20 protein-coding genes and 1 pseudogene are annotated in these 20,628 nt (G+C 59.9%); 9 read left to right on the top strand and 12 right to left on the bottom strand.

The genetic code is table 11. The features are described from left to right. Positions 1–40: 40 nt before the first annotated feature. The 5 genes from M9827_RS12620 to dadA all read right to left on the bottom strand — a co-directional run bounded on the left by M9827_RS12620 (position 41) and on the right by dadA (position 4,073). On the bottom strand, positions 41–457 hold the full coding sequence (locus M9827_RS12620; protein ID WP_350310006.1) for a c-type cytochrome: 417 nt from the start codon (positions 455–457) through the stop codon (positions 41–43). Positions 458–638: 181 nt separating this feature from the next. Further along, positions 639–1,187: a cupin domain-containing protein gene (locus M9827_RS12615; protein WP_007920393.1), complete on the bottom strand. Its 549-nt coding sequence runs from the start codon at positions 1,185–1,187 to the stop codon at positions 639–641. A gap of 88 nt (positions 1,188–1,275) precedes the next feature. Beyond that, entirely contained in the window at positions 1,276–2,349 is a 1,074-nt protein-coding gene (gene alr, locus M9827_RS12610; RefSeq protein ID WP_250605684.1) for an alanine racemase, read from the bottom strand. Between the two features lie 94 nt (positions 2,350–2,443). Continuing rightward, positions 2,444–2,797 carry a RidA family protein gene (locus M9827_RS12605; protein WP_038359209.1) on the bottom strand — a complete coding sequence of 118 codons (354 nt, stop codon included), beginning with the start codon at positions 2,795–2,797 and terminating at the stop codon, positions 2,444–2,446. After that, positions 2,769–4,073 carry a D-amino acid dehydrogenase gene (gene dadA / locus M9827_RS12600; RefSeq protein WP_250605683.1) on the bottom strand — a complete coding sequence of 435 codons (1,305 nt, stop codon included), beginning with the start codon at positions 4,071–4,073 and terminating at the stop codon, positions 2,769–2,771. The genes M9827_RS12605 and dadA overlap by 29 nt, the downstream gene beginning before the upstream one ends. 154 nt (positions 4,074–4,227) lie before the next feature. Here dadA and M9827_RS12595 point away from each other — a divergent pair, with 154 nt between their 5' ends. Next, a complete protein-coding gene (locus M9827_RS12595; RefSeq protein WP_003177284.1) occupies positions 4,228–4,716 on the top strand; it encodes an Lrp/AsnC ligand binding domain-containing protein in 489 nt (162 codons plus the stop codon). 87 nt (positions 4,717–4,803) lie between these two features. Here the strand turns inward: M9827_RS12595 and M9827_RS12590 are convergent, their stop codons facing one another. Next, positions 4,804–5,157 (bottom strand): YkgJ family cysteine cluster protein, encoded by a 354-nt coding sequence (locus M9827_RS12590; protein ID WP_250605901.1) that lies wholly within the window; start codon positions 5,155–5,157, stop codon positions 4,804–4,806. Between the two features lie 147 nt (positions 5,158–5,304). On the opposite strand from M9827_RS12590, the gene M9827_RS12585 reads away from it, so the two are divergent. Beyond that, complete coding sequence (locus M9827_RS12585) at positions 5,305–6,615, top strand: NAD(P)/FAD-dependent oxidoreductase (protein WP_250605682.1); 1,311 nt, start codon at positions 5,305–5,307, stop codon at positions 6,613–6,615. Positions 6,616–6,675: 60 nt separating this feature from the next. On the opposite strand, the gene M9827_RS12580 is transcribed toward M9827_RS12585, so the two are convergent. Beyond that, a complete protein-coding gene (locus tag M9827_RS12580) occupies positions 6,676–6,918 on the bottom strand; it encodes a DUF1127 domain-containing protein (RefSeq protein WP_250605681.1) in 243 nt (80 codons plus the stop codon). A 178-nt stretch (positions 6,919–7,096) separates the two neighbouring features. On the opposite strand from M9827_RS12580, the gene M9827_RS12575 reads away from it, so the two are divergent. Both M9827_RS12575 and M9827_RS12570 read left to right on the top strand, forming a co-directional pair. Next, positions 7,097–8,518: an aminotransferase-like domain-containing protein gene (locus M9827_RS12575; protein WP_250605680.1), complete on the top strand. Its 1,422-nt coding sequence runs from the start codon at positions 7,097–7,099 to the stop codon at positions 8,516–8,518. 60 nt (positions 8,519–8,578) lie between these two features. Then, positions 8,579–10,147 (top strand): phospholipase D family protein, encoded by a 1,569-nt coding sequence (locus M9827_RS12570; RefSeq protein WP_250605679.1) that lies wholly within the window; start codon positions 8,579–8,581, stop codon positions 10,145–10,147. Positions 10,148–10,235: 88 nt separating this feature from the next. On the opposite strand, the gene M9827_RS12565 is transcribed toward M9827_RS12570, so the two are convergent. Next, positions 10,236–11,381 carry an MFS transporter gene (locus M9827_RS12565; protein WP_250605678.1) on the bottom strand — a complete coding sequence of 382 codons (1,146 nt, stop codon included), beginning with the start codon at positions 11,379–11,381 and terminating at the stop codon, positions 10,236–10,238. A 192-nt stretch (positions 11,382–11,573) separates the two neighbouring features. Then, positions 11,574–13,067, bottom strand: coding sequence for an aldehyde dehydrogenase (locus tag M9827_RS12560; protein WP_038359230.1), 1,494 nt, complete (start codon positions 13,065–13,067; stop codon positions 11,574–11,576). A 237-nt stretch (positions 13,068–13,304) separates the two neighbouring features. Between M9827_RS12560 and M9827_RS12555 the strand changes: the two genes are divergently transcribed. Next, on the top strand, positions 13,305–13,667 hold the full coding sequence (locus tag M9827_RS12555) for a cupin domain-containing protein (protein WP_250605677.1): 363 nt from the start codon (positions 13,305–13,307) through the stop codon (positions 13,665–13,667). A gap of 207 nt (positions 13,668–13,874) precedes the next feature. Here the strand turns inward: M9827_RS12555 and rpmG are convergent, their stop codons facing one another. After that, the gene (gene rpmG / locus M9827_RS12550; protein WP_003177274.1) at positions 13,875–14,030 is read right to left on the bottom strand and encodes a 50S ribosomal protein L33; all 156 of its coding nucleotides are present in this window, start codon (positions 14,028–14,030) and stop codon (positions 13,875–13,877) included. Between the two features lie 11 nt (positions 14,031–14,041). Further along, positions 14,042–14,275 (bottom strand): 50S ribosomal protein L28, encoded by a 234-nt coding sequence (gene rpmB, locus M9827_RS12545; protein WP_007920377.1) that lies wholly within the window; start codon positions 14,273–14,275, stop codon positions 14,042–14,044. Positions 14,276–14,723: 448 nt separating this feature from the next. Between rpmB and M9827_RS12540 the strand changes: the two genes are divergently transcribed. After that, on the top strand, positions 14,724–16,310 hold the full coding sequence (locus M9827_RS12540; protein ID WP_250605676.1) for an ABC transporter substrate-binding protein: 1,587 nt from the start codon (positions 14,724–14,726) through the stop codon (positions 16,308–16,310). Between the two features lie 135 nt (positions 16,311–16,445). Here the strand turns inward: M9827_RS12540 and radC are convergent, their stop codons facing one another. Further along, positions 16,446–17,120 (bottom strand): RadC family protein, encoded by a 675-nt coding sequence (gene radC, locus M9827_RS12535; protein ID WP_250605675.1) that lies wholly within the window; start codon positions 17,118–17,120, stop codon positions 16,446–16,448. Between the two features lie 135 nt (positions 17,121–17,255). On the opposite strand from radC, the gene coaBC reads away from it, so the two are divergent. The 3 genes and pseudogenes from coaBC to M9827_RS12520 all read left to right on the top strand — a co-directional run. Continuing rightward, on the top strand, positions 17,256–18,464 hold the full coding sequence (gene coaBC / locus M9827_RS12530; RefSeq protein ID WP_095119812.1) for a bifunctional phosphopantothenoylcysteine decarboxylase/phosphopantothenate--cysteine ligase CoaBC: 1,209 nt from the start codon (positions 17,256–17,258) through the stop codon (positions 18,462–18,464). A gap of 5 nt (positions 18,465–18,469) precedes the next feature. Continuing rightward, positions 18,470–18,925, top strand: a complete 456-nt coding sequence (gene dut / locus M9827_RS12525; RefSeq protein ID WP_016985816.1) for a dUTP diphosphatase — start codon at positions 18,470–18,472, stop codon at positions 18,923–18,925. Positions 18,926–19,249: 324 nt separating this feature from the next. Beyond that, a pseudogene (locus M9827_RS12520) lies at positions 19,250–20,626 on the top strand (phosphomannomutase/phosphoglucomutase); the annotation flags it as partial. Between the last annotated feature and the right edge of the window lie 2 nt (positions 20,627–20,628).

Raw genomic sequence — 20,628 nt, 5'->3', positions numbered from 1 at the left:
AAAACCGTCCGAAGACGGTTTTTTTCATCAGAAACACGCCTTACTTCAGGCCGGACATCTTCTGGATTGCGCCTTTCAACTCGTCATCCGAGCAATCGGCGCAGGTGCCTTTCGGTGGCATCGAGTTGATACCGGTGATGGCCTTGGCCAGGATGCCGTCGAGGCCACCTTGATGATCAGCGCGCTCTTGCCAAGCCGCCTTGTCACCAATTTTTGGTGCGCCCAGCAGGCCAGTGCCGTGGCAAGCATTGCAGTGCTTGGCAATCACGTCATCAGGGGACTTCGCCCCGCCACCACCGCCTGCGGAAGCGGCAACTTCCATCCCCTTGCATTCCTGACCTTGCACACACACCTGGCCGACCGGCTCGAGGCGTTTGGCAATGTCGTCATTCGTCGCAGCTTGAGCGCTGACAGCCCAGAGGGCCAGTACGGTTGCTGGTGCGGCCAGCATTTTCATAATTAGGTTCACGCGTTCACCCTCAATGGTGGCTATTCACGCCTGCGGCCACGGTTCGCAGGCGGGCGGAAGTATAGCGGGTAGCCCGCCACACTGAAACAACCCCATAGTCGAAGGGGTTATACCGCACGGTAGATAAACGGTCCGGATGCCTTTGCCATCATGGCTTGGCACCTCTTTGTTAAAAATTCGCCGGCGTGGCTGCGCTGATTAGTCGCGCAGGCGCGTCGAACGGATTACGAAAACGGTGCGGTTTGGTACTTTCAAAATAGTAGCTGTCGCCGGCTTCGAGAATAAAAGTTTCCAGACCCACCACCAGTTCCAGACGACCTTCCACCAGAATCCCGGTTTCTTCGCCTTCATGGGTGAGCATTTCTTCGCCGGTGTCGGCGCCCGGTGGGTAGATTTCGTTGAGGAAGGCGATGGCGCGGCTGGGGTGCGCGCGGCCGACCAGTTTCATGGTCACGGCGCCGTCGGAGATGTCGATCAGCTCGTTGGCCTTATAGACGATCTGGGTCGGGACTTCCTGCAGGATTTCTTCGGAAAAGAACTCGACCATGGACATGGGAATGCCGCCCAGTACCTTTCTCAGCGAACTGATCGAAGGGCTGACGCTGTTCTTTTCGATCATCGAAATGGTGCTGTTGGTGACGCCCGCGCGTTTGGCGAGTTCACGCTGGGAAAGCCCTTTGAGCTTGCGGATCGATTGCAGTCGTTCACCGACGTCCAAGGCGGGAGCCTCCAGATGTTGTAAGAATATTGAGCGTTATCATGGCGACAGCGTTCAGTATTTACAACACTTGGCCCCCGCAGCGGCGTTAACCCTCGGAATAGAGCCTTGGCACCCGACGCAGGTTGCAGAAGATCTGGTAGGGGATGGTGTCGGCCCACTGCGCCACTTCGCTGGCGAGGATGTTTTTGCCCCACAACTCGACAGTCGAACCGAGGTCGGCTTGCGGCACGTCGGTGAGGTCAATGCAAAGCATGTCCATCGACACGCGACCGAGAATGCGGCTGCGTTTGCCGGCCACCAGCACCGGCGTGCCGGTCGGCGCCTGACGCGGGTAGCCGTCGGCGTAACCCATGGCAACCACACCGACGCGCATCGGCTTGTCAGTAATGAATTTGGCACCGTAGCCGATCGGCTCGCCGGCGGGCAGCTCACGGACGCAGATGACTTTCGACTCCAGGGTCATCACCGGCTGCAGACGATCGGCCACGGTGTTGGCCTCTTCGAACGGCGTTGCACCGTAGAGCATGATGCCCGGGCGCACCCAATCGCTGTGAATCTGCGGCCAACCGAGCACGGCGGGCGAGTTGCGCAGGCTGACTTCCGCCGCCAAACCCTGACGCGCCGCTTCAAACACCGCAACCTGCTCGGTGCTGCTCTGCGCGTGCAGCTCATCGGCGCGGGCGAAGTGGCTCATCAAGACGATCTTCGCCACTTTGCCGCTGGCCAGCAGCCGTTGGTAGGCTGCCGGGTAATCCTTGGGATGCAGACCGACGCGGTGCATGCCCGAATCAAGCTTCAGCCACACGGTAATCGGCTTGCTCAGTGTTGCCTGCTCGATCGCTTCGAGCTGCCACAGCGAGTGCACCACGGTCCAGAAATCATGCTCGACGATCAGCGCCAGTTCATCGGCTTCGAAGATGCCTTCGAGCAACAACACCGGGGCCTTGATGCCGGCCGCGCGTAACTCCAGCGCTTCTTCGATGCAGGCGACGGCAAAACCGTCGGCTTCGGCTTCAAGCGCCTGGGCGCAGCGCACCGCGCCGTGGCCGTAGGCATCGGCCTTGATCACCGCAAGCGCCTTGGCGCCGGTGACTTCGCGGGCAATTCGGTAGTTGTGACGCAGGGCTTGAAGGTCGATCAGGGCACGGGCAGGACGCATGGCGGCAAACTTCTAGGCGGTCATGGGAAGAAAAACCGGCGCCGACTGACGACGTGAACCGCCAACAGCGCCGGGAGAGGGATCTTTGAAACTGTTACGGCAGCGCGGCGACGATGGAAATCTCCACCAGAATGCTCGGCTTGGCCATTTTCGCTTCGACGGTGGCACGGGCCGGGGCGGCGCCTTTGGGCAACCACTGGTCCCACACCGAGTTCATTCCGGCGAAGTGCGCTTCGATGTCGTTCAGGTAGATCGTTGCCGACAACAGATGCTGTTTGTCAGTGCCGGCCAGATCAAGCAAACGCTCGATATTGGCGAGGACGTCGCGGGTCTGCTGTTCAATCCCGGCGTCGAAGTCGTCGCCGACCTGCCCGGCCAGATATACGGTGCCGTTGTGGCTGACGATCTGACTCATGCGCTCATTGGTGAGCTGGCGCTGGATTGCCATGTTTTGCGGACTCCTGGGTCTTGTTGCCGTAACGGGAAATATCGAGGCCTTCGGCGCTGATCTGTGGCTTTTTCTTCGCCATCAGATCGGCCAGCAAACGACCGGAACCGCACGCCATGGTCCAACCGAGCGTGCCGTGACCGGTGTTGAGAAACAGGTTCTTGAACGGTGTGGCACCCACGATCGGCGTGCCGTCCGGGGTGGTCGGACGCAGGCCGGTCCAGAAACTTGCCTCGGCCAGATTGCCGCCCTGAGGATAAAGGTCGTTGACGATCATCTCCAGGGTTTCGCGGCGGCGCGGGTTCAACGACAGGTCAAAACCGGCGATTTCGGCCATGCCGCCAACGCGGATGCGGTTGTCGAAACGGGTGATCGCGACCTTGTAGGTCTCGTCGAGAATGGTCGAGGTCGGGGCCATTGCCGGGTTGGTGATCGGTACAGTCAGCGAGTAACCCTTGAGCGGATACACCGGGGCCTTGATGCCCAGCGGTTTGAGCAGTTGCGGCGAGTAGCTGCCGAGCGCCAGCACGTAGCGGTCAGCGGTTTCCAGCTTGCCGTCGATCCACACACCGTTGATGCGATCACCGGCGAAGTCGAGTTTCTGAATGTCCTGGCCGAAGCGGAATTCGACGCCGAGTTTCACTGCCATTTCGGCGAGACGGGTAGTGAAGATCTGGCAGTCGCCAGTCTGGTCGTTCGGCAGGCGCAGGGCACCGGCGAGGATGTCAGTGACGCCCGCCAGGGCCGGTTCGACGCGGGCAATGCCGGCGCGGTCGAGGACCTCAAACGGCACGCCGGATTCTTTCAGCACGGCAATGTCTTTGGCGGCGTTATCCAGTTGTGCCTGGGTGCGGAACAATTGTGTCGTGCCGAGGCTGCGGCCTTCGTAGGCGATGCCGGTTTCAGCGCGCAGTTCGTCGAGGCAGTCGCGGCTGTACTCGGACAGACGCACCATGCGCTCCTTGTTCACCGCGTAACGGCTGGCGGTGCAGTTGCGCAGCATCTGCGCCATCCACAAGTACTGGTCGATGTCAGCGGTGGCCTTGATCGCGAGAGGGGCGTGGCGTTGCAGCAGCCACTTGATCGCCTTCAGCGGTACGCCCGGCGCAGCCCACGGCGATGCGTAGCCCGGCGAGACCTGGCCGGCGTTGGCGAAACTGGTCTCCATGGCTGCGGCTGGCTGCCGGTCGACCACCACCACTTCAAACCCGGCACGGGCCAGATAGTAAGCACTGGCGGTACCGATGACGCCGCTACCCAAGACCATAACGCGCATTTTGTTTCCCTCATCGCGGCTTTTTGCCGAGCTGTGTTGTTAGAGCAATGATGGGCGCAGTGTAAAAAAGAAATGCCAGTGCTTTTCACTATATAAGCGCCTATATTTGGCGACAATTCTCGGCAAAAACCCTTTTCACGGAGGCGCATCCCCTATGCGTACCAACACTCAGACCAAACGTGAGCTGGACAAGATCGACCGCAACATCTTGCGGATCCTGCAAGCGGACGGGCGGATTTCCTTTACCGAGCTCGGCGAAAAGGTTGGCCTCTCCACTACGCCGTGTACCGAGCGGGTGCGGCGTCTGGAGCGCGAAGGAATCATCATGGGCTACAACGCCCGGCTGAATCCGCAGCATTTGAAGGGTAGCTTGCTGGTGTTCGTCGAGATCAGTCTCGACTACAAATCCGGCGACACTTTCGAAGAGTTCCGACGCGCGGTGCTGAAACTGCCACATGTGCTGGAGTGCCACCTGGTGTCAGGGGATTTCGACTATCTGGTGAAGGCGCGGATTTCCGAGATGGCCTCGTACCGCAAGCTGCTGGGCGACATTCTGCTGAAGCTGCCGCATGTGCGTGAGTCGAAGAGTTATATCGTGATGGAAGAGGTGAAGGAGAGCCTGAGCTTACCTATTCCGGATTGAATTTTTGAAGATCAAAAGATCGCAGCCTTCGGCAGCTCCTACATGGGAATGCATATCTCTGTAGGAGCTGCCGAAGGCTGCGATCTTTTAAACCAACACCTGCCGATTTGACGCCATGTACTCGAATATCTGCTTCTCCACCCGAGGATGAATCAGCTCGACCGGCCGTCGCTCATTCGGGCAAGGCAAGGTCTTGGTCGTCCCGAACAACCGGCAAATCAACGGCCGCTCTTCATACACCGTGCAGCCATTCGGCCCCAGATGCACGCAGTTCAGTTCTTCCATCGCCGCATCCTGCTCGGCGCGACTCTTGCGCGGCAGGCGCGCCATTTCTTCCGGCGAGGTGGTTACCGGGCCGCAGCAATCGTGACAGCCGGGCACGCACTCGAATGAGGGAATCTGCTGGCGCAAGGTGCGGATTTTCTGGCTGTTGCAGCTCATCGAAGCGGTGACCAAGGTGAAATAGACGGCAATTGTGCCGCAAAAGCCGCGATCCAGACACCGCAGGCCGACCAGTGTTGCCCACGTTCGGGCGTGCGGCTTATGCTCCGTCAAATTTTCTCGACACTTAGCCGTTGGATGACGCCCATGACTGCCCGCGCCTTCACCTCCGCGAGCCAACCCCACGTTGCCTCTTATTACGCCGCCAGCAGCCTGCCGCAGCCCGATCACCCGGTGTTGCAAGGTGACATGCTGGCCGACGTCTGTGTGGTCGGCGGCGGTTTTTCCGGGTTGAACACGGCGCTGGAACTGGCTGAACGCGGCCTCAGCGTGGTGTTGCTGGAAGCGCACAAGATCGGTTGGGGCGCCAGTGGCCGCAACGGCGGGCAGCTTATTCGCGGGGTCGGTCACGGTCTCGATCAGTTCGCCAACGTCATCGGTGCCGACGGCGTGCGCGAGATGAAACTGATGGGCCTGGAAGCGGTGGAAATCGTTCGCCAGCGCGTCGAGCGTTTTCAGATTGCCTGCGACCTGACCTGGGGCTACTGCGACCTCGCCAACAAACCGTCCGACCTCGAAGGTTTTGCCGAAGACGCCGAAGAACTGCGCAGTCTTGGCTATCGCTATGAAACCCGCTTGCTGCAAGCCAACGAAATGCACACGGTGGTCGGTTCCAAACGCTACGTCGGCGGCTTGATCGACATGGGTTCCGGCCATCTGCACCCGCTGAACCTGGCTTTGGGCGAAGCGGCAGCGGCGCAGCAGTTGGGTGTGAAGCTGTTCGAACATTCGGCAGTAACCCGTATCGACTACGGCCCCGAAGTGCAGGTGCATACAGCCCAAGGCTCGGTGCGCGCGAAGACGCTGGTGCTTGGCTGCAATGCCTATCTCAACGATCTGAACCCGCAGCTCAGCGGCAAAGTCCTGCCTGCCGGCAGCTACATCATCGCCACCGAGCCGTTGAGCGAGGTGCAGGCGCACAACCTGCTGCCGCAAAACATGGCGGTCTGCGACCAGCGTGTGGCGCTGGATTACTACCGACTCTCGGCGGATCGCCGCTTGTTGTTCGGCGGTGCCTGCCATTACTCGGGACGCGACCCGAAAGACATCGCGGCATATATGCAGCCGAAGATGCTGGAAGTATTCCCGCAACTGGCTGGCGTGAAGATCGATTATCAGTGGGGCGGCATGATCGGCATCGGCGCCAATCGCTTGCCGCAGATCGGCCGCCTCGCGGATCAACCGAATGTGTATTACGCCCAGGCGTACTCCGGGCACGGGGTGAATGCCACACACCTGGCGGGCAAGTTGCTCGCCGAGGCGATCAGCGGGCAGCACAGCGGTGGCTTTGATCTGTTTGCCAAGGTGCCGCACATCACCTTCCCGGGCGGCAAGCATTTGCGTTCGCCGTTGTTGGCGTTGGGGATGTTGTGGCATCGCCTGAAAGAATTGGTCTGATTGATCGGGGAGCGTCCGGGGCGGCGTTCCCACGCACAGCGTGGGAACGATCAGTGGTTATCAGATCCGCCAGAACGGCTTCAACCCCTCCTCCAGCGCCTGCTCACGGGTCAGCCCGATGTCCTTGAGCTGATCCGCCGTCAACGCCAGCAACGCCTTGCGCGTGTGCAGACGATGCCAGAACAGATCCCAGCGACTCAGGCCGGACGGCGCATTGCGCATGAGATTGCGCGCACTGTCCTTCTGCCCTGCCGCCAGTTCCTGACTGTGTAACGTCAGCCGCACATCGCTCAAGCCGTTCATTTTCAATGCTCCTGTTTACTTGGGTAGCCAGAGATTCCATGATGCGCGGGCGAGCAAAACCATTACAGATCCAAAGTTACTGTATTAACTCCATACAGAATTGCCGCTATACCGACTGAATTGCCGGTTTTTGCTGCATCTGTACTGGTTTATCGAATCACCGCACCGAGGCAGCGCCATGACCCTTTATGTAAATCTCGCCGAATTGCTCGGCACGCGGATCGAAAACGGCTTCTATCGCCCAGGTGACCGGCTGCCATCGGTGCGCGCCTTGAGCGTCGAACACGGGGTCAGCCTGAGCACGGTGCAGCAGGCCTATCGCATGCTCGAAGACAGCGGCCTGGCCACGCCGAAGCCCAAGTCAGGCTACTTCGTGCCGGTCGGCCGCGAGCTGCCGGAGCTGCCCGCCGTAGGCCGTCCGGCGCAGCGCCCGGTGGAGATTTCGCAGTGGGATCAAGTGCTGGAGTTGATTCGCGCGGTGCCGCGCAAGGATGTCGTGCAACTGGGCCGCGGCATGCCGGACATCAGCTCGCCGACGATGAAGCCATTGCTGCGTGGGCTGGCGCGAATCAGCCGCCGTCAGGACATGCCCGGTCTGTATTACGACAACATTCACGGTACCCTCGAACTGCGCGAACAGATCGCTCGACTGATGCTCGACTCCGGCTGCCAGTTGAGCGCCAGCGATCTGGTAATCACCACCGGCTGCCATGAGGCGCTGTCCACCAGCATCCACGCGATCTGCGAGCCGGGGGATATTGTCGCGGTGGACTCGCCAAGTTTTCACGGCGCCATGCAGACCCTCAAAGGCCTGGGCATGAAAGCCCTGGAAATCCCCACCGACCCGCTCACCGGGATCAGCCTGGAAGCGCTGGAACTGGCACTCGAACAATGGCCGATCAAGGTCATCCAGCTCACCCCCAACTGCAATAACCCGCTCGGCTACATCATGCCCGAGTCACGCAAACGCGCCCTGCTCAATCTCGCGCAGCGCTTCGACGTGGCGATCATCGAGGACGATGTGTATGGCGAACTGTCCTACACCTACCCGCGCCCTCGCACGATCAAATCCTTCGACGAAGACGGCCGCGTGCTGTTGTGCAGTTCGTTTTCCAAGACCCTGGCGCCGGGGCTGCGCATTGGCTGGGTAGCGCCAGGTCGATACCTCGAGCGCGTGCTGCACATGAAATACATCAGCACCGGATCGACCGCGCCGCAGCCGCAGATCGCCATCGCCGAATTTCTCAAGGCCGGTCATTTCGAACCGCACTTGCGGCGCATGCGCACGCAATACCAGCGCAGTCGCGACCTGATGATCGACTGGGTGACCCGCTATTTCCCGGCGGGCACCCGCGCCAGCCGGCCGCAAGGCAGCTTCATGTTGTGGGTCGAGTTGCCGGAAGGTTTCGATACCCTGAAGCTCAATCGTGAGTTGCACGACCAAGGCGTACAGATTGCCGTCGGCAGCATCTTTTCCGCTTCAGGCAAGTACCGCAATTGCCTGCGGATGAACTACGCTGCCAAACCGACAGCGCAGATCGAAGAAGCGGTGCGCAAGGTCGGCGCGACGGCCATCAGATTATTGGCCGAAGCCGACTGACTTTTTTCCAGAGAACCGCGTCCATATGCCGACCCTTGCCGCCAACCGGAATGATCCTACGTGAGCTTCAGACAGCCTCTACTCGCTTTGCTGTTACTCGCCTCGTTCCTCAGCGGCTGTGCCAGTCTCGATGTTCCGCGTGAGCCCAGCCAGGCGCTACCGGCGTCCGATTCCAGCTTCGGCCGGTCGATTCAGGCGCAAGCGGCGCCCTACCAAGGTCGCTCGGGTTTTCGCCTGCTGTCCAACAGCAGCGAAGCGTTCACTGCTCGCGCCGAGCTGATCCGCAACGCCCAGACCAGTCTCGATCTGCAGTACTACATCGTCCACGACGGCATCAGCACGCGGATGCTGGTGGAAGAACTGCTCAAGGCGGCCGATCGTGGCGTGCGTGTACGCATCTTGCTCGACGACACCACCAGCGACGGTCTGGACCAGATCATCGCCACCCTGGCGGCGCATCCGCAGATCCAGATCCGTCTGTTCAACCCGCTGCATCTGGGCCGCAGTACCGGCGTCACCCGCGCAGCAGGCCGCTTGTTCAATCTGTCGCTGCAGCATCGGCGCATGCACAACAAGCTGTGGCTGGCGGACAACAGCGTGGCCATCGTTGGCGGGCGCAATCTCGGTGACGAGTATTTCGATGCCGAGCCGAACCTGAATTTCACCGACATCGACATGCTCAGTGTCGGGCCGGTGGCCGAGCAGCTCGGGCACAGTTTCGACCAGTACTGGAACAGCGCCCTGAGCAAACCGATCGACGAATTTCTCTCCACCCGACCGACCGCCAAGGACCTGCAGAACACCCGTACACGCCTGGAAGAGTCGCTGGAAGACACGCGCAAACAGAATCACGCGCTGTATCAGCAGTTGATGACATTCAAGACCGCACCGCGCATGGATATCTGGCGCAAAGAGCTGATCTGGGCGTGGAATCAGGCGCTGTGGGACGCGCCGAGCAAAGTGTTGGCCAAGGATGAGCCGGATCCGCAGTTGCTGCTGACCACGCAATTAGGGCCGGAGCTGCGCGGCGTCAGCAAAGAGCTGATCATGATTTCGGCGTATTTCGTACCGGGCCAACCGGGCTTGGTGTACCTGACCGGCCGTGCCGATGCAGGGGTATCAGTGAGCTTGCTGACCAACTCGCTGGAAGCCACCGATGTTCCAGCGGTTCACGGCGGCTATGCGCCGTATCGCAAAGCGTTGCTGGAGCATGGCGTGAAGCTGTATGAACTGCGCCGTCAGCCTGGGGATAACTACGGCAGCGGTCCGCATGTGTTTTACAGCAAGTCGTTTCGCGGTTCCGATTCAAGCCTGCACAGCAAGGCGATGATCTTTGATCGGCAGAAATCGTTTATCGGCTCGTTCAACTTCGACCCGCGCTCGGTTCTGTGGAACACCGAAGTCGGGGTCTTGGTCGACAGCCCTGAGCTGGCCGAACATGTACGTGAGCTGGCATTGCAGGGCATGGCGCCGGCGCTGAGTTACCAGGCGAAACTGGAGAACGGGCATATAGTCTGGGTGACCGAGGATAACGGCCAGATGCATACGCTGAGCAAAGAACCGGGGAGCTGGTGGCGGCGGTTCAACGCGTGGTTCAGCACCACTGTCGGGCTTGAGCGAATGCTTTAAAAAAGCAAATGATCGCAGCCTTCGGCAGCTCCTACAGTTGAAATGCATTCCTCCTGTAGGAGCTGCCGAAGGCTGCGATCTTTTGATCTTAGGCAGGCTCGGTTATCGGTCCGAATGCCCCTTGGCGCAAGAGCAGAATCACCAATCCAAACGCCCCGATCGCCATCAACAACGGCAACGCATGCCCGTTGATCCACTGACTGCCCGCGCCCGCCGCGAGCGGCCCGACCAGACACCCAATACCCCACAACTGTGCGATGTGCGCATTCGCACGCACCAGCGCATCGTCGCGATAACGCTCGCCGATCAGAATCAGCGACAGGGTGAACAAGCCACCAGCACTCGCCCCGAACAACACCCACAGTGGCCAGATCAGCAACGTATCGAGCAACAGCGGAATCGCCAGACTCGACAACATCAACACCAGCGCGCAACCGGCGAACAACGTACGCCTCGACAGGTAATCGGCCAACGCGCCAATCGGCAATTGCAGCAATGCATCGCCCACCACTACGGTGCTGACCATGGCCAGGGCGATCTCGGCAGTGAAGCCCTGCTGCAGGCAATAAACCGGCAGCAACGTCAGGATCATCGCCTCGAACGCGGCGAACAACGACACCGCCCAGGCAATCGCCGGCAACTCGCGGGCGAAGCCCCACAACTCGCGGAACGTTACGCTGCTCGCCTCACTGCTCGGCGCACCACTGCGGCCCAATAGCAGCAATGGCGACAGCAACAGCAAAGCGACACCGACCCAAAAACCATAATCATGCTCGGTGCCCAGCGCGCCCAACAGCAACGGACCCGACAGTTGGCTCAACGCATAGCTGCTGCCATACAGCGCCACCAGTCGCCCGCGCCAGTTCTCGACCACCAGTTGATTGATCCAGCTCTCGCCGAGGATGAACACGATGGTCAGGATCACCCCGATCATCAGCCGTAACACTAACCAGATCGGGTAGCTCGGCAGCAACGCCAACAGACCGATCGACAGCGCCCCTGCCCACAGGCACAGGCGCATCAGATTTGCCGTGCCGAAACGTGCCGCCAGATGGCTGGAAATCTTCGCGCCCAGCAGCACGCCAATCGCCGGCATCGCCGCCATCACGCCGATGGCGAAGGCGCCGTAGCCCCAACTTTCGAGGCGCAACGACACCAACGGCATGCTGACCCCCAGGGCCAGGCCGACACTCAAGACAGACGCCAACACGGCGAAATACGTCGCCCACCGCATGTTCCACGCTCCTGTGGATAATTATTTTTAGAGGCCACATCAAACAAATGTGGGAGCGAGCCTGCTCGCGAATACGGCTGCACATTCAGCACATGGGCTGACTGATACACCGCTTTCGCGAGCAGGCTCGCTCCCACAGGGGATCTGCTTGGCCTGGAGGATCTGCTCTCGCGAACAGACCCTCCTAACGACTTACAGCTTGATCCACGTCGCTTTCAGCTCGGTGTACTTGTCAAACGCGTGCAGCGACTTGTCGCGACCGTTACCCGACTGCTTGAAGCCGCCAAACGGTGCGGTCATGTCGCCGCCGTCGTACTGGTTGACCCACACGCTGCCGGCGCGCAGCGCCTTGGCGGTCAAGTGCGCCTTGGAGATGTCCTGGGTCCATACCGCAGCGGCCAGGCCATACGGCGTGTCGTTGGCGATCTGGATCGCTTCTTCAGCCGTATCGAAAGCGATGACCGACAGCACTGGGCCGAAGATCTCTTCCTGAGCGATCTTCATCGCGTTGCTCACGCCGTCGAAAATAGTCGGCTCAACATAGGTGCCACCGGTTTCCTGCAGAATGCGCTTGCCGCCGGCGACCAGTTTGGCGCCATCGCTATGACCGGATTCGATGTACGACAGCACAGTGTTCATCTGCTGGGTATCGACCAGCGCACCGACGTTGGTCGCCGGGTCCAGCGGGTTGCCCGGCTTCCAGGTTTTCAGTGCCTCGATCACCATCGGCAGGAATGTGTCCTTGATCGAACGCTCGACCAGCAGACGCGAACCGGCGGTGCAGACTTCGCCCTGGTTGAAGGCGATGGCGCTGGCGGCAGATTCAGCCGCAGCCTGCAGATCCGGCGCATCGGCAAAGACGATGTTCGGGCTCTTGCCGCCGGCTTCCAGCCAGACGCGTTTCATGTTCGATTCGCCAGAGTAGATCATCAGTTGCTTGGCGATCTTGGTCGAACCGGTGAACACCAGTGTGTCGACATCGTTGTGCAAAGCCAGCGCCTTGCCGACGGTGTGACCGTAACCCGGCAGCACGTTGAGCACGCCTTTCGGAATGCCGGCCTCAACAGCCAGCGCAGCGATGCGGATGGCGGTCAGCGGGGATTTTTCCGATGGTTTGAGGATCACCGAGTTACCGGTCGACAGCGCCGGGCCGAGTTTCCAGCAAGCCATCATCAGCGGGAAGTTCCACGGCACGATAGCGCCGACCACACCCACTGGCTCGCGGGTCACCAGACCCAGTTGGTCGTGGGGCGTGGCCGCCACTTCGTCGTAGATCTTGTCGATCGCCTCACCGCTCCAGCTCAGCGCCTGCGCCGCGCCCGGAACGTCGATGTACAGCGAATCGCTGATCGGCTTGCCCATATCGAGGGTTTCGAGCAGGGCCAGTTCTTCGGCGTGCTGCTTGAGCAGGCCGGCAAATCGGATCATGGTGGCTTTGCGTTTGGTCGGCGCCAGGCGCGACCAGACGCCGGAATTGAACGTGGCGCGAGCGTTTTCTACAGCGCGCTGGGCGTCGGCGGCGTCACAGCTGGCGATCTTGCCGAGCAGGCGGCCATCGACCGGACTGATGCACTCGAAAGTCTCGCCGGAGACGGCGTCGGTGTATTCGCCATTGAGGTAGGCGCGGCCCTCGATTTTCAGGTCGCGGGCGCGTTGTTCCCAGTCGGCACGAGTCAGGGTGGTCATTTGAGTGTCCTCCTCTTGTTCAATACGAGCGCCGCGCGATCGTCGCCAGCGTCCTCAAAAATTCTGCCCGGCCAGCCTGCATTTCGGCCCGAGGCACCCGCCACCCTAAACCAGCGGCCGGGGTTGTTTCAATATATTTGACATAAGCCGGCTATACGGCCTTGCGGTGTTCATTTTAATAAACATAGACTTCCGTCAATTCCAACCATCGCGCCGTCATCACGGGAGAAAACAACAATGAACATCCAGAACGTCGTCGACATCAGCCTGACCAGCAGCGAAGCCGAACGCTATCGCCCGGACCCGGCCAAAGTGCTCAAGGGTGATCCTGAACAAGCGGTGTTTCATCAATACGAAAGCCCTTGTGGGCAGATGGGCGTCGGCGTGTGGGAAGGTGCGGTGGGTCAGTGGACGGTGAATTACACCGAGCATGAATACTGCGAAATCCTGCAGGGGATTTCGGTGCTGCGTGACAGCGATGGCAATGCCAAGACGTTGCGCGTTGGCGACCGCTTTGTGATTCCGGCGGGGTTTCGTGGCACTTGGGAAGTGCTCGAAGCTTGCCGCAAGATCTATGTGATTTTCGAACAGAAGGCTTGAGGATTTTCGCCGACTGACCTGGCCCTATCGCTGGCAAGCCAGCTCCCACAGGGATAATTGGCGTTCACAAGATTTGTGCACACCGCCGAAACTGTGGGAGCTGACCTTGCCAGCGATGAGGCCCGACCAGACACCACAGAAACCGAGGCAACAAAAAAGGCCCGTATCGTGAGATACGGGCCTTTTTCGTAAGTCGGGAAAAATCAATTACTTGATTTTGCCTTCCTTGTAGATCACGTGCTTGCGAACAACCGGATCATATTTCTTGATCTCGATTTTGTCCGGGGTAGTACGCTTGTTCTTGTCGGTAGTGTAGAAGTGACCAGTACCGGCGCTCGAGATCAAACGAATCAATTCACGCATGATTAGCTCCCTTAAATCTTGCCATCGCGGCGAAGTTCGGCGAGCACGACAGTGATGCCACGCTTGTCGATGATACGCATGCCTTTGGCAGATACGCGCAGACGCACAAAACGTTTCTCTTCTTCAACCCAGAAGCGGTGATGCTGCAGGTTCGGCAGGAAACGACGACGGGTTTTGTTGTTTGCGTGGGAAATGTTATTCCCAGTCACCGGACCCTTACCGGTAACTTGACATACTCTCGACATGCCTCAGCCCTCTAAAACCACATGCCCAACCCGGCATGGGTTGGCCGCTTAATCTCTCAGTCATTTGGCGCCAGGCGCCGCGTTTCTTTAGAGGTCTTACCGGCTACACCTACAGTGAAGGAACCGGGCCCCTAGAAAAGAGCGCTGCTTTATACCAGAAAGACTTCGCAGCAACAACAATCGGTGTGCAATCAATCGGCAAAAAGGCGCTTTTTCAGCCTGCGAACGCTTTGGATAAAGGCTGGCATTGATTTTTACCACTCGTCGCAGAAAATCGTCCCTACGGACGATTCAGACTTTTTACCGCGCGCCGCGGTCTGAAAAACCGCCATCACTGTGCCCCGAAAATGCAAAAAGGGGATAGTCATTTGTAATCCAGACCTCTAGGGTAGGCCTTTTCCAGACTGCGCTTGCAGATGGGCCTTCGATCTGTAAAAGGAAACCGACCATGCGCCTCGCTGCCCTACCCCTCTTGCTCGCCCCGCTCCTGCTGAGCCCCCTGGCCCAGGCCGCCGCGCTGAGCGTCTGCACCGAGGCCAGCCCTGAAGGGTTCGACGTGGTGCAGTACAACTCGCTGACCACCACCAATGCCTCGGCCGATGTGCTGATGAACCGTCTGGTGGATTTTGACACTGCCAGCGGCAAAGTCGTGCCGAGCCTGGCCGACAGCTGGGAAGTCAGTACCGATGGCCTGACGTACGTCTTCAAGCTACACCCACAGGTGAAGTTTCATACGACTGACTACTTCAAGCCAAGCCGTGAACTGACCGCAGAAGATGTCAAATTCAGCTTCGACCGCATGCTCGACCCGGCCAACCCGTGGCACAAGGTCGCGCAGAGCGGCTTCCCGCACGCACAGTCGATGCAATTGCCTGCACTGATCAAGAAAATCGACGCGCTCGATCCGCTGACCGTACGTTTCACCCTCGATCATCCGGATTCGACATTCCTCGCCACCCTGAGCATGGGCTTCGCTTCGATCTACTCCGCCGAATACGCCGACAAACTCATGAAGGCCAATGCCACGGACAAGCTCAACAGCCAACCGATCGGTACCGGCCCGTTTGTGTTCAACCGCTTCCAGAAAGACGCGGCGATTCGCTACAAGGCCAACCCGGATTACTTCGGCGGCAAGCCTTCGGTCGACCCGTTGATCTTCGCCATCACCCCGGACGCCAACGTGCGCCTGCAAAAACTGCGACGTAACGAATGCCAGATCGCCCTGTCGCCAAAACCATTGGACGTACAAGCCGCGCTGAAAGAGCCGACGCTGAAAGTCGAAAAGACTGACGCCTTCATGACCGCTTTCGTTGGCATCAACAGTCAGCACCCACCGCTGGACAAGCCTGAAGTGCGCCAGGCCATCAACCTTGCCTTCGACAAGGCCAACTACATCAAGGCCGTGTTCGAAGACACCGCCGAAGCGGCCAACGGCCCTTACCCGCCGAACACCTGGAGCTACGCGAAGAACCTGCCGGGATACCCGCACGACGTGGCCAAAGCCAAGGCATTGCTGGCCAAGGCCGGTTTGAAGGACGGTTTCCAGACCACAATCTGGACGCGCCCATCGGGCAGCCTGCTCAACCCAAACCCAAGCCTCGGTGCACAGCTGTTGCAATCGGATCTGGCAGAAATCGGCATTCAGGCGGAAATCCGCGTGATCGAGTGGGGCGAACTGATTCGCCGCGCCAAGGCCGGGGAACATGATCTGCTGTTCATGGGCTGGGCCGGCGATAACGGCGACCCGGACAATTTCCTCACGCCACAGTTTTCCTGCGCAGCGGTCAAATCGGGCACCAACTTTGCGCGCTACTGCAACGCCGATCTGGACAAGCTGATCAGCGCCGGCAAGACCACCAGCGAACAAGGCGTGCGCACCAAATTGTACGAGCAGGCGCAGACGCAGATTCAACAGCAGGCGTTGTGGCTGCCTCTCGCACATCCGACGGCCTACGCACTGACGCGTAAAGACGTGCAGGGTTACTCCGTGAGCCCGTTTGGCCGGCAGGACTATTCGAAGGTAAACCTGAAATAACCTGCCCTGCACAGTTCCCAATGTGGGAGCGAGCCTGCTCGCGAAAGCGGTCTGTCAGCAACAAAAATGCTGACTGATACACCGCCTTCGCGAGCAGGCTCACTCCTACAGGGGTTCAGTGTTTGTCCTTGAGAGTTACATCCAGCCACATTCCGCCATCGACAGCGGCTCGCCGTCACCGATGATGAAGTGATCCAGCACCCGCACATCAATCAGCTCCAGCGCCTTTTGCAGACGCTTGGTCAGCAACCGATCGGCCTGGCTCGGATCGGTGTTCCCCGATGGATGGTTGTGGCAGAGGATCACCGCTGCGGCGTTGTTGGCCAACGCACGCTTCACCACTTCCCGAGGATGCACGCTGGTGTTGTCGATCGAACCGCGAAACAGCGCTTCGAAGGTCAACACTTGATGTTTGGAGTCGAGAAACAGGCAACCAAACACCTCGTGCGGCTCGTGACGCAGCATCGCTTTCAGGTAATCGCGCACGACCTGAGGGCTTTCCAGTGCCGGTTTTTGCCGCGATCGCTCGGCCAGATGGCGCTTGCTCATTTCCTGAGCTGCTTGCAGTTGCGCAAACTTTGCGGGGCCGAGCCCCAATTGTTTACTGAATGCGTTCTGATCGGCTTCAAGCAGCAATCGCAGGCTGCCGAATTGTGCCAACAGGTGTCGCGCCAGATCCACGGCGCTTTTCCCAGGCAACCCGGTGCGCAGAAAAATCGCCAGTAATTCAGCGTCCGAAAGGCTCGCTGCGCCGTGTTCCAATAACCTTTCCCGCGGCCGTTCCGCCGCAGGCCAATCGCGAATACTCATACACATTCCCTGTCTGTGGGCGCCGCTGTTCCGTAGCGGTCGCTGTGATATCGTAGCCCATCTTTTTTGCGGGCGAATTCACCCTGGGGAGGGGGGTTCGCCACGTATGTCACCCACGAAATGAAAGGCAGACCTATGCAGCGGCTGTATCGGAAACGCATCGTTCTGGGCGTCGGCGGCGGCATCGCGGCCTACAAGAGCGCCGATCTGGTTCGTCGCCTGATCGACCAGGGCGCCGAAGTGCGCGTGGTCATGACCCATGGCGGCGCCGAGTTCATCACCCCGCTGACCATGCAAGCGCTGTCCGGCCACCCGGTGCACCTCGACCTGCTCGACCCGGCTGCCGAAGCCGCGATGGGCCACATCGAACTGGCGAAATGGGCCGACCTGGTGCTGATTGCCCCAGCCACCGCCGACCTGCTCGCCCGCCTGGCCCAAGGCATCGCCAACGATTTGCTGACCACCCTGGTGCTGGCCACCGACGCCGTTGTGGCAGTCGCGCCGGCAATGAATCAGGCGATGTGGCGCGATCCGGCGACCCAGGCCAACCTGCAACTCCTGGAAAGCCGTGGCCTGAAGACATTCGGCCCGGCCTCGGGCAGCCAGGCCTGCGGCGACGTCGGCATGGGCCGGATGATGGAAGCCACCGACCTCGCACAATGCGCGGCAGACTGCTTCCAGCGCCAGGCGCTGACTGGCAAACACGTCGTCATCACCGCCGGCCCGACTCAGGAAAACATCGACCCGGTGCGCTACATCACCAACCACAGCTCCGGCAAAATGGGCTTTGCCCTCGCCGAAGCAGCGGTGGAAGCCGGCGCCCGCGTCACGCTGATCAGCGGCCCGGTGCACCTGCCGACGCCGGATCGCGTCACGCGCATCGACGTGGTCAGCGCCCGCGACATGCTCGCGGCCTGTGAGTCGGCGATCCCGTGCGACGTATTTATCGCCTCGGCAGCAGTCGCGGACTACCGCCCGGAAGTGGTTGCCCCGCAAAAACTCAAGAAAGATCCTACGAGCGGTGACGGCTTCGTCCTGCAAATGGTGCGCAACCCGGACATCCTGGCCACCATCGCGACCCGTCCTGACCGCCCGTTCAGTGTCGGCTTCGCCGCCGAGACCGAACACCTGCTCGACTACGCTGCACGCAAGCTGAAGGACAAGAATCTCGATCTGATCGTCGCCAACGACGTCGCCAACCCGAGCATCGGTTTCAACAGCGAAGAAAACGCCTGCAGCGTAATTGACCGTGCGCTACACGCCACTGTTTTCGCCCAGACCAGCAAGAGCAAGATCGCTCGCCAACTGGTCACTTTTATCGCCGAACGTCTGAACCAGGTTTAATTTACATGCACGCTTTGCAAGCCAAGATCCTCGACCCACGCATCGGTACCGAATTCCCGCTGCCGCAATACGCCACGCCAGGCTCCGCCGGCCTCGACCTGCGCGCCATGCTGGAACAGGACATCGTGATCAAACCGGGTGAAACCGTGCTGATCCCCACCGGGCTGTCGGTTTACATCGGTGATCCGAATCTCGCCGCGCTGATCCTGCCGCGCTCGGGCATGGGCCACAAACACGGCATCGTGCTCGGCAACCTGGTCGGGCTGATCGACTCCGATTATCAGGGCCCGCTGATGGTGTCCTGCTGGAACCGTGGCCAGACCGATTTCACCATGACAGTCGGCGAACGTCTGGCGCAACTGGTGCTGGTGCCGGTGGTGCAGGCGCACTTCGAAATGGTTGAAGAGTTCGTCGAAACCGAACGCGGCACTGGCGGGTTTGGCCACACCGGCACCAAGTAACCGGATGAATCTCCTGTAGGAGCTGCCGCAGGCTGCGATCTCTTGATCTTGATCTTAAAAAACAAAGTCAAAGGATCGCAGCCTTCGGCAGCCCCTGCAGGGGAAATTTGTGCATTTTCAACGACAGGTTTTAACACCGTAAATCAAGGTTTTGCCGGCCGAAAGCCACGCCCGCCGAGGCATCATGGCCCTTTCATACCACGAACTCTCCGTGGAAAACGCCGTCATACCCTTCAGTTTGAGCCTGCCGTCGAACGATTCGTCGGTCTGTCCCGCCACTTTCGAGATGGAGCATTTCCGTAGATGAGCACCCCAGCCAAGATCGCCCCGAAGCTGCCTGACAGCATTTTCCGCGCCTATGACATTCGCGGCACCGTGCCGGAATTCCTCAATGCCGAAACCGCTTACTGGATTGGCCGCGCCATCGGTTCGCAGAGCCTGGCCCAAGGCGAGCCGAATGTATCCGTCGGCCGGGATGGCCGCTTGTCCGGTCCTGAGCTGGTCGCAGAACTGATCCGCGGAATCGCCGAAAGCGGCTGCCACGTCAGCGATGTCGGCCTGGTGCCGACGCCGGCGCTGTACTACGCCGCCAACGTGTTGGCCGGCAAGTCCGGGGTGATGCTCACCGGCAGCCATAACCCGTCGAACTACAACGGTTTCAAGATCGTCATCGCCGGCGACACCCTCGCCAACGAACAAATCCAGGCCCTGCACGAGCGCCTCAAGACCAACAACCTGAGCAGCGGCACGGGCAGTGTCACCCAGGTCGAGATCCTCGACCGCTACAACACCGAAATCGTCCAGGACATCAAACTGGCGCGGCGCATGAAGGTCGTGGTCGACTGCGGCAACGGCGCGGCCGGCGTGATCGCCCCGCAACTGATCGAAGCGCTGAACTGCGAAGTCATCCCGCTGTTCTGCGAAGTCGACGGCAACTTTCCGAACCACCACCCGGATCCGGGCAAGCCTGAGAACCTTGTCGACCTGATCGCCAAGGTCAAGGAAACTAACGCCGATATCGGTCTGGCTTTCGACGGCGACGGTGACCGCGTCGGTGTGGTGACCAACACCGGCAGTATCGTTTACCCCGACCGCCTGCTGATGCTGTTCGCCCGCGACGTGGTGGCGCGCAACCCGGACGCGGAAATCATCTTCGACGTCAAATGCACCCGCCGCCTGGTGCCGTTGATCAAGGAATACGGTGGTCGTCCGCTCATGTGGAAGACTGGTCATTCGTTGATCAAAAAGAAAATGAAACAATCCGGTGCTCTATTGGCCGGTGAGATGAGCGGGCACATCTTCTTCAAGGAGCGCTGGTTCGGTTTCGACGACGGCATCTACAGCGCCGCACGGCTGCTGGAGATCCTCAGCAAGGAAAAATCCACCGCGGAAGAGCTGTTTGCGACCTTCCCGAACGATATTTCTACGCCGGAAATCAATATCCATGTGACCGAGGAGAGCAAATTCAGCATCATTGATGCACTGCACGACGCGCAGTGGGGCCCAGGCGCTGACCTGACCACCATTGACGGCGTGCGAGTCGATTACGCCAAAGGCTGGGGCCTGGTGCGCGCATCCAACACCACTCCGGTGCTGGTGCTGCGTTTCGAGGCCGATGACGAGGCTGAATTGCAGCGCATCAAGGATGTGTTCCACGCCCAACTGAAACGCGTTGCACCTGATCTCCAACTACCGTTCTGATT

Source organism: Pseudomonas sp. AKS31 (genome assembly GCF_023634765.1).
Lineage (GTDB): Bacteria > Pseudomonadota > Gammaproteobacteria > Pseudomonadales > Pseudomonadaceae > Aquipseudomonas.
Note: the sequence above shows the minus strand (reverse complement) of the source record. Positions and strands in the feature narration are given on the sequence as shown.

Coding starts and splice junctions, on each gene's coding strand:
- M9827_RS12620 (WP_350310006.1), bottom strand. CDS start 457: ATGAAAATGCTGGCCGCACCAGCAACCGTACTGGCCCTCTGGGCTGTC.
- alr (WP_250605684.1), bottom strand. CDS start 2,349: ATGCGTCCTGCCCGTGCCCTGATCGACCTTCAAGCCCTGCGTCACAAC.
- M9827_RS12605 (WP_038359209.1), bottom strand. CDS start 2,797: ATGGCAATCCAGCGCCAGCTCACCAATGAGCGCATGAGTCAGATCGTC.
- dadA (WP_250605683.1), bottom strand. CDS start 4,073: ATGCGCGTTATGGTCTTGGGTAGCGGCGTCATCGGTACCGCCAGTGCT.
- M9827_RS12595 (WP_003177284.1), top strand. CDS start 4,228: ATGCGTACCAACACTCAGACCAAACGTGAGCTGGACAAGATCGACCGC.
- M9827_RS12590 (WP_250605901.1), bottom strand. CDS start 5,157: ATGAGCTGCAACAGCCAGAAAATCCGCACCTTGCGCCAGCAGATTCCC.
- M9827_RS12585 (WP_250605682.1), top strand. CDS start 5,305: ATGACTGCCCGCGCCTTCACCTCCGCGAGCCAACCCCACGTTGCCTCT.
- M9827_RS12580 (WP_250605681.1), bottom strand. CDS start 6,918: ATGAACGGCTTGAGCGATGTGCGGCTGACGTTACACAGTCAGGAACTG.
- M9827_RS12575 (WP_250605680.1), top strand. CDS start 7,097: ATGACCCTTTATGTAAATCTCGCCGAATTGCTCGGCACGCGGATCGAA.
- M9827_RS12565 (WP_250605678.1), bottom strand. CDS start 11,381: ATGCGGTGGGCGACGTATTTCGCCGTGTTGGCGTCTGTCTTGAGTGTC.
- M9827_RS12560 (WP_038359230.1), bottom strand. CDS start 13,067: ATGACCACCCTGACTCGTGCCGACTGGGAACAACGCGCCCGCGACCTG.
- M9827_RS12555 (WP_250605677.1), top strand. CDS start 13,305: ATGAACATCCAGAACGTCGTCGACATCAGCCTGACCAGCAGCGAAGCC.
- rpmG (WP_003177274.1), bottom strand. CDS start 14,030: ATGCGTGAATTGATTCGTTTGATCTCGAGCGCCGGTACTGGTCACTTC.
- rpmB (WP_007920377.1), bottom strand. CDS start 14,275: ATGTCGAGAGTATGTCAAGTTACCGGTAAGGGTCCGGTGACTGGGAAT.
- M9827_RS12540 (WP_250605676.1), top strand. CDS start 14,724: ATGCGCCTCGCTGCCCTACCCCTCTTGCTCGCCCCGCTCCTGCTGAGC.
- radC (WP_250605675.1), bottom strand. CDS start 17,120: ATGAGTATTCGCGATTGGCCTGCGGCGGAACGGCCGCGGGAAAGGTTA.
- coaBC (WP_095119812.1), top strand. CDS start 17,256: ATGCAGCGGCTGTATCGGAAACGCATCGTTCTGGGCGTCGGCGGCGGC.
- dut (WP_016985816.1), top strand. CDS start 18,470: ATGCACGCTTTGCAAGCCAAGATCCTCGACCCACGCATCGGTACCGAA.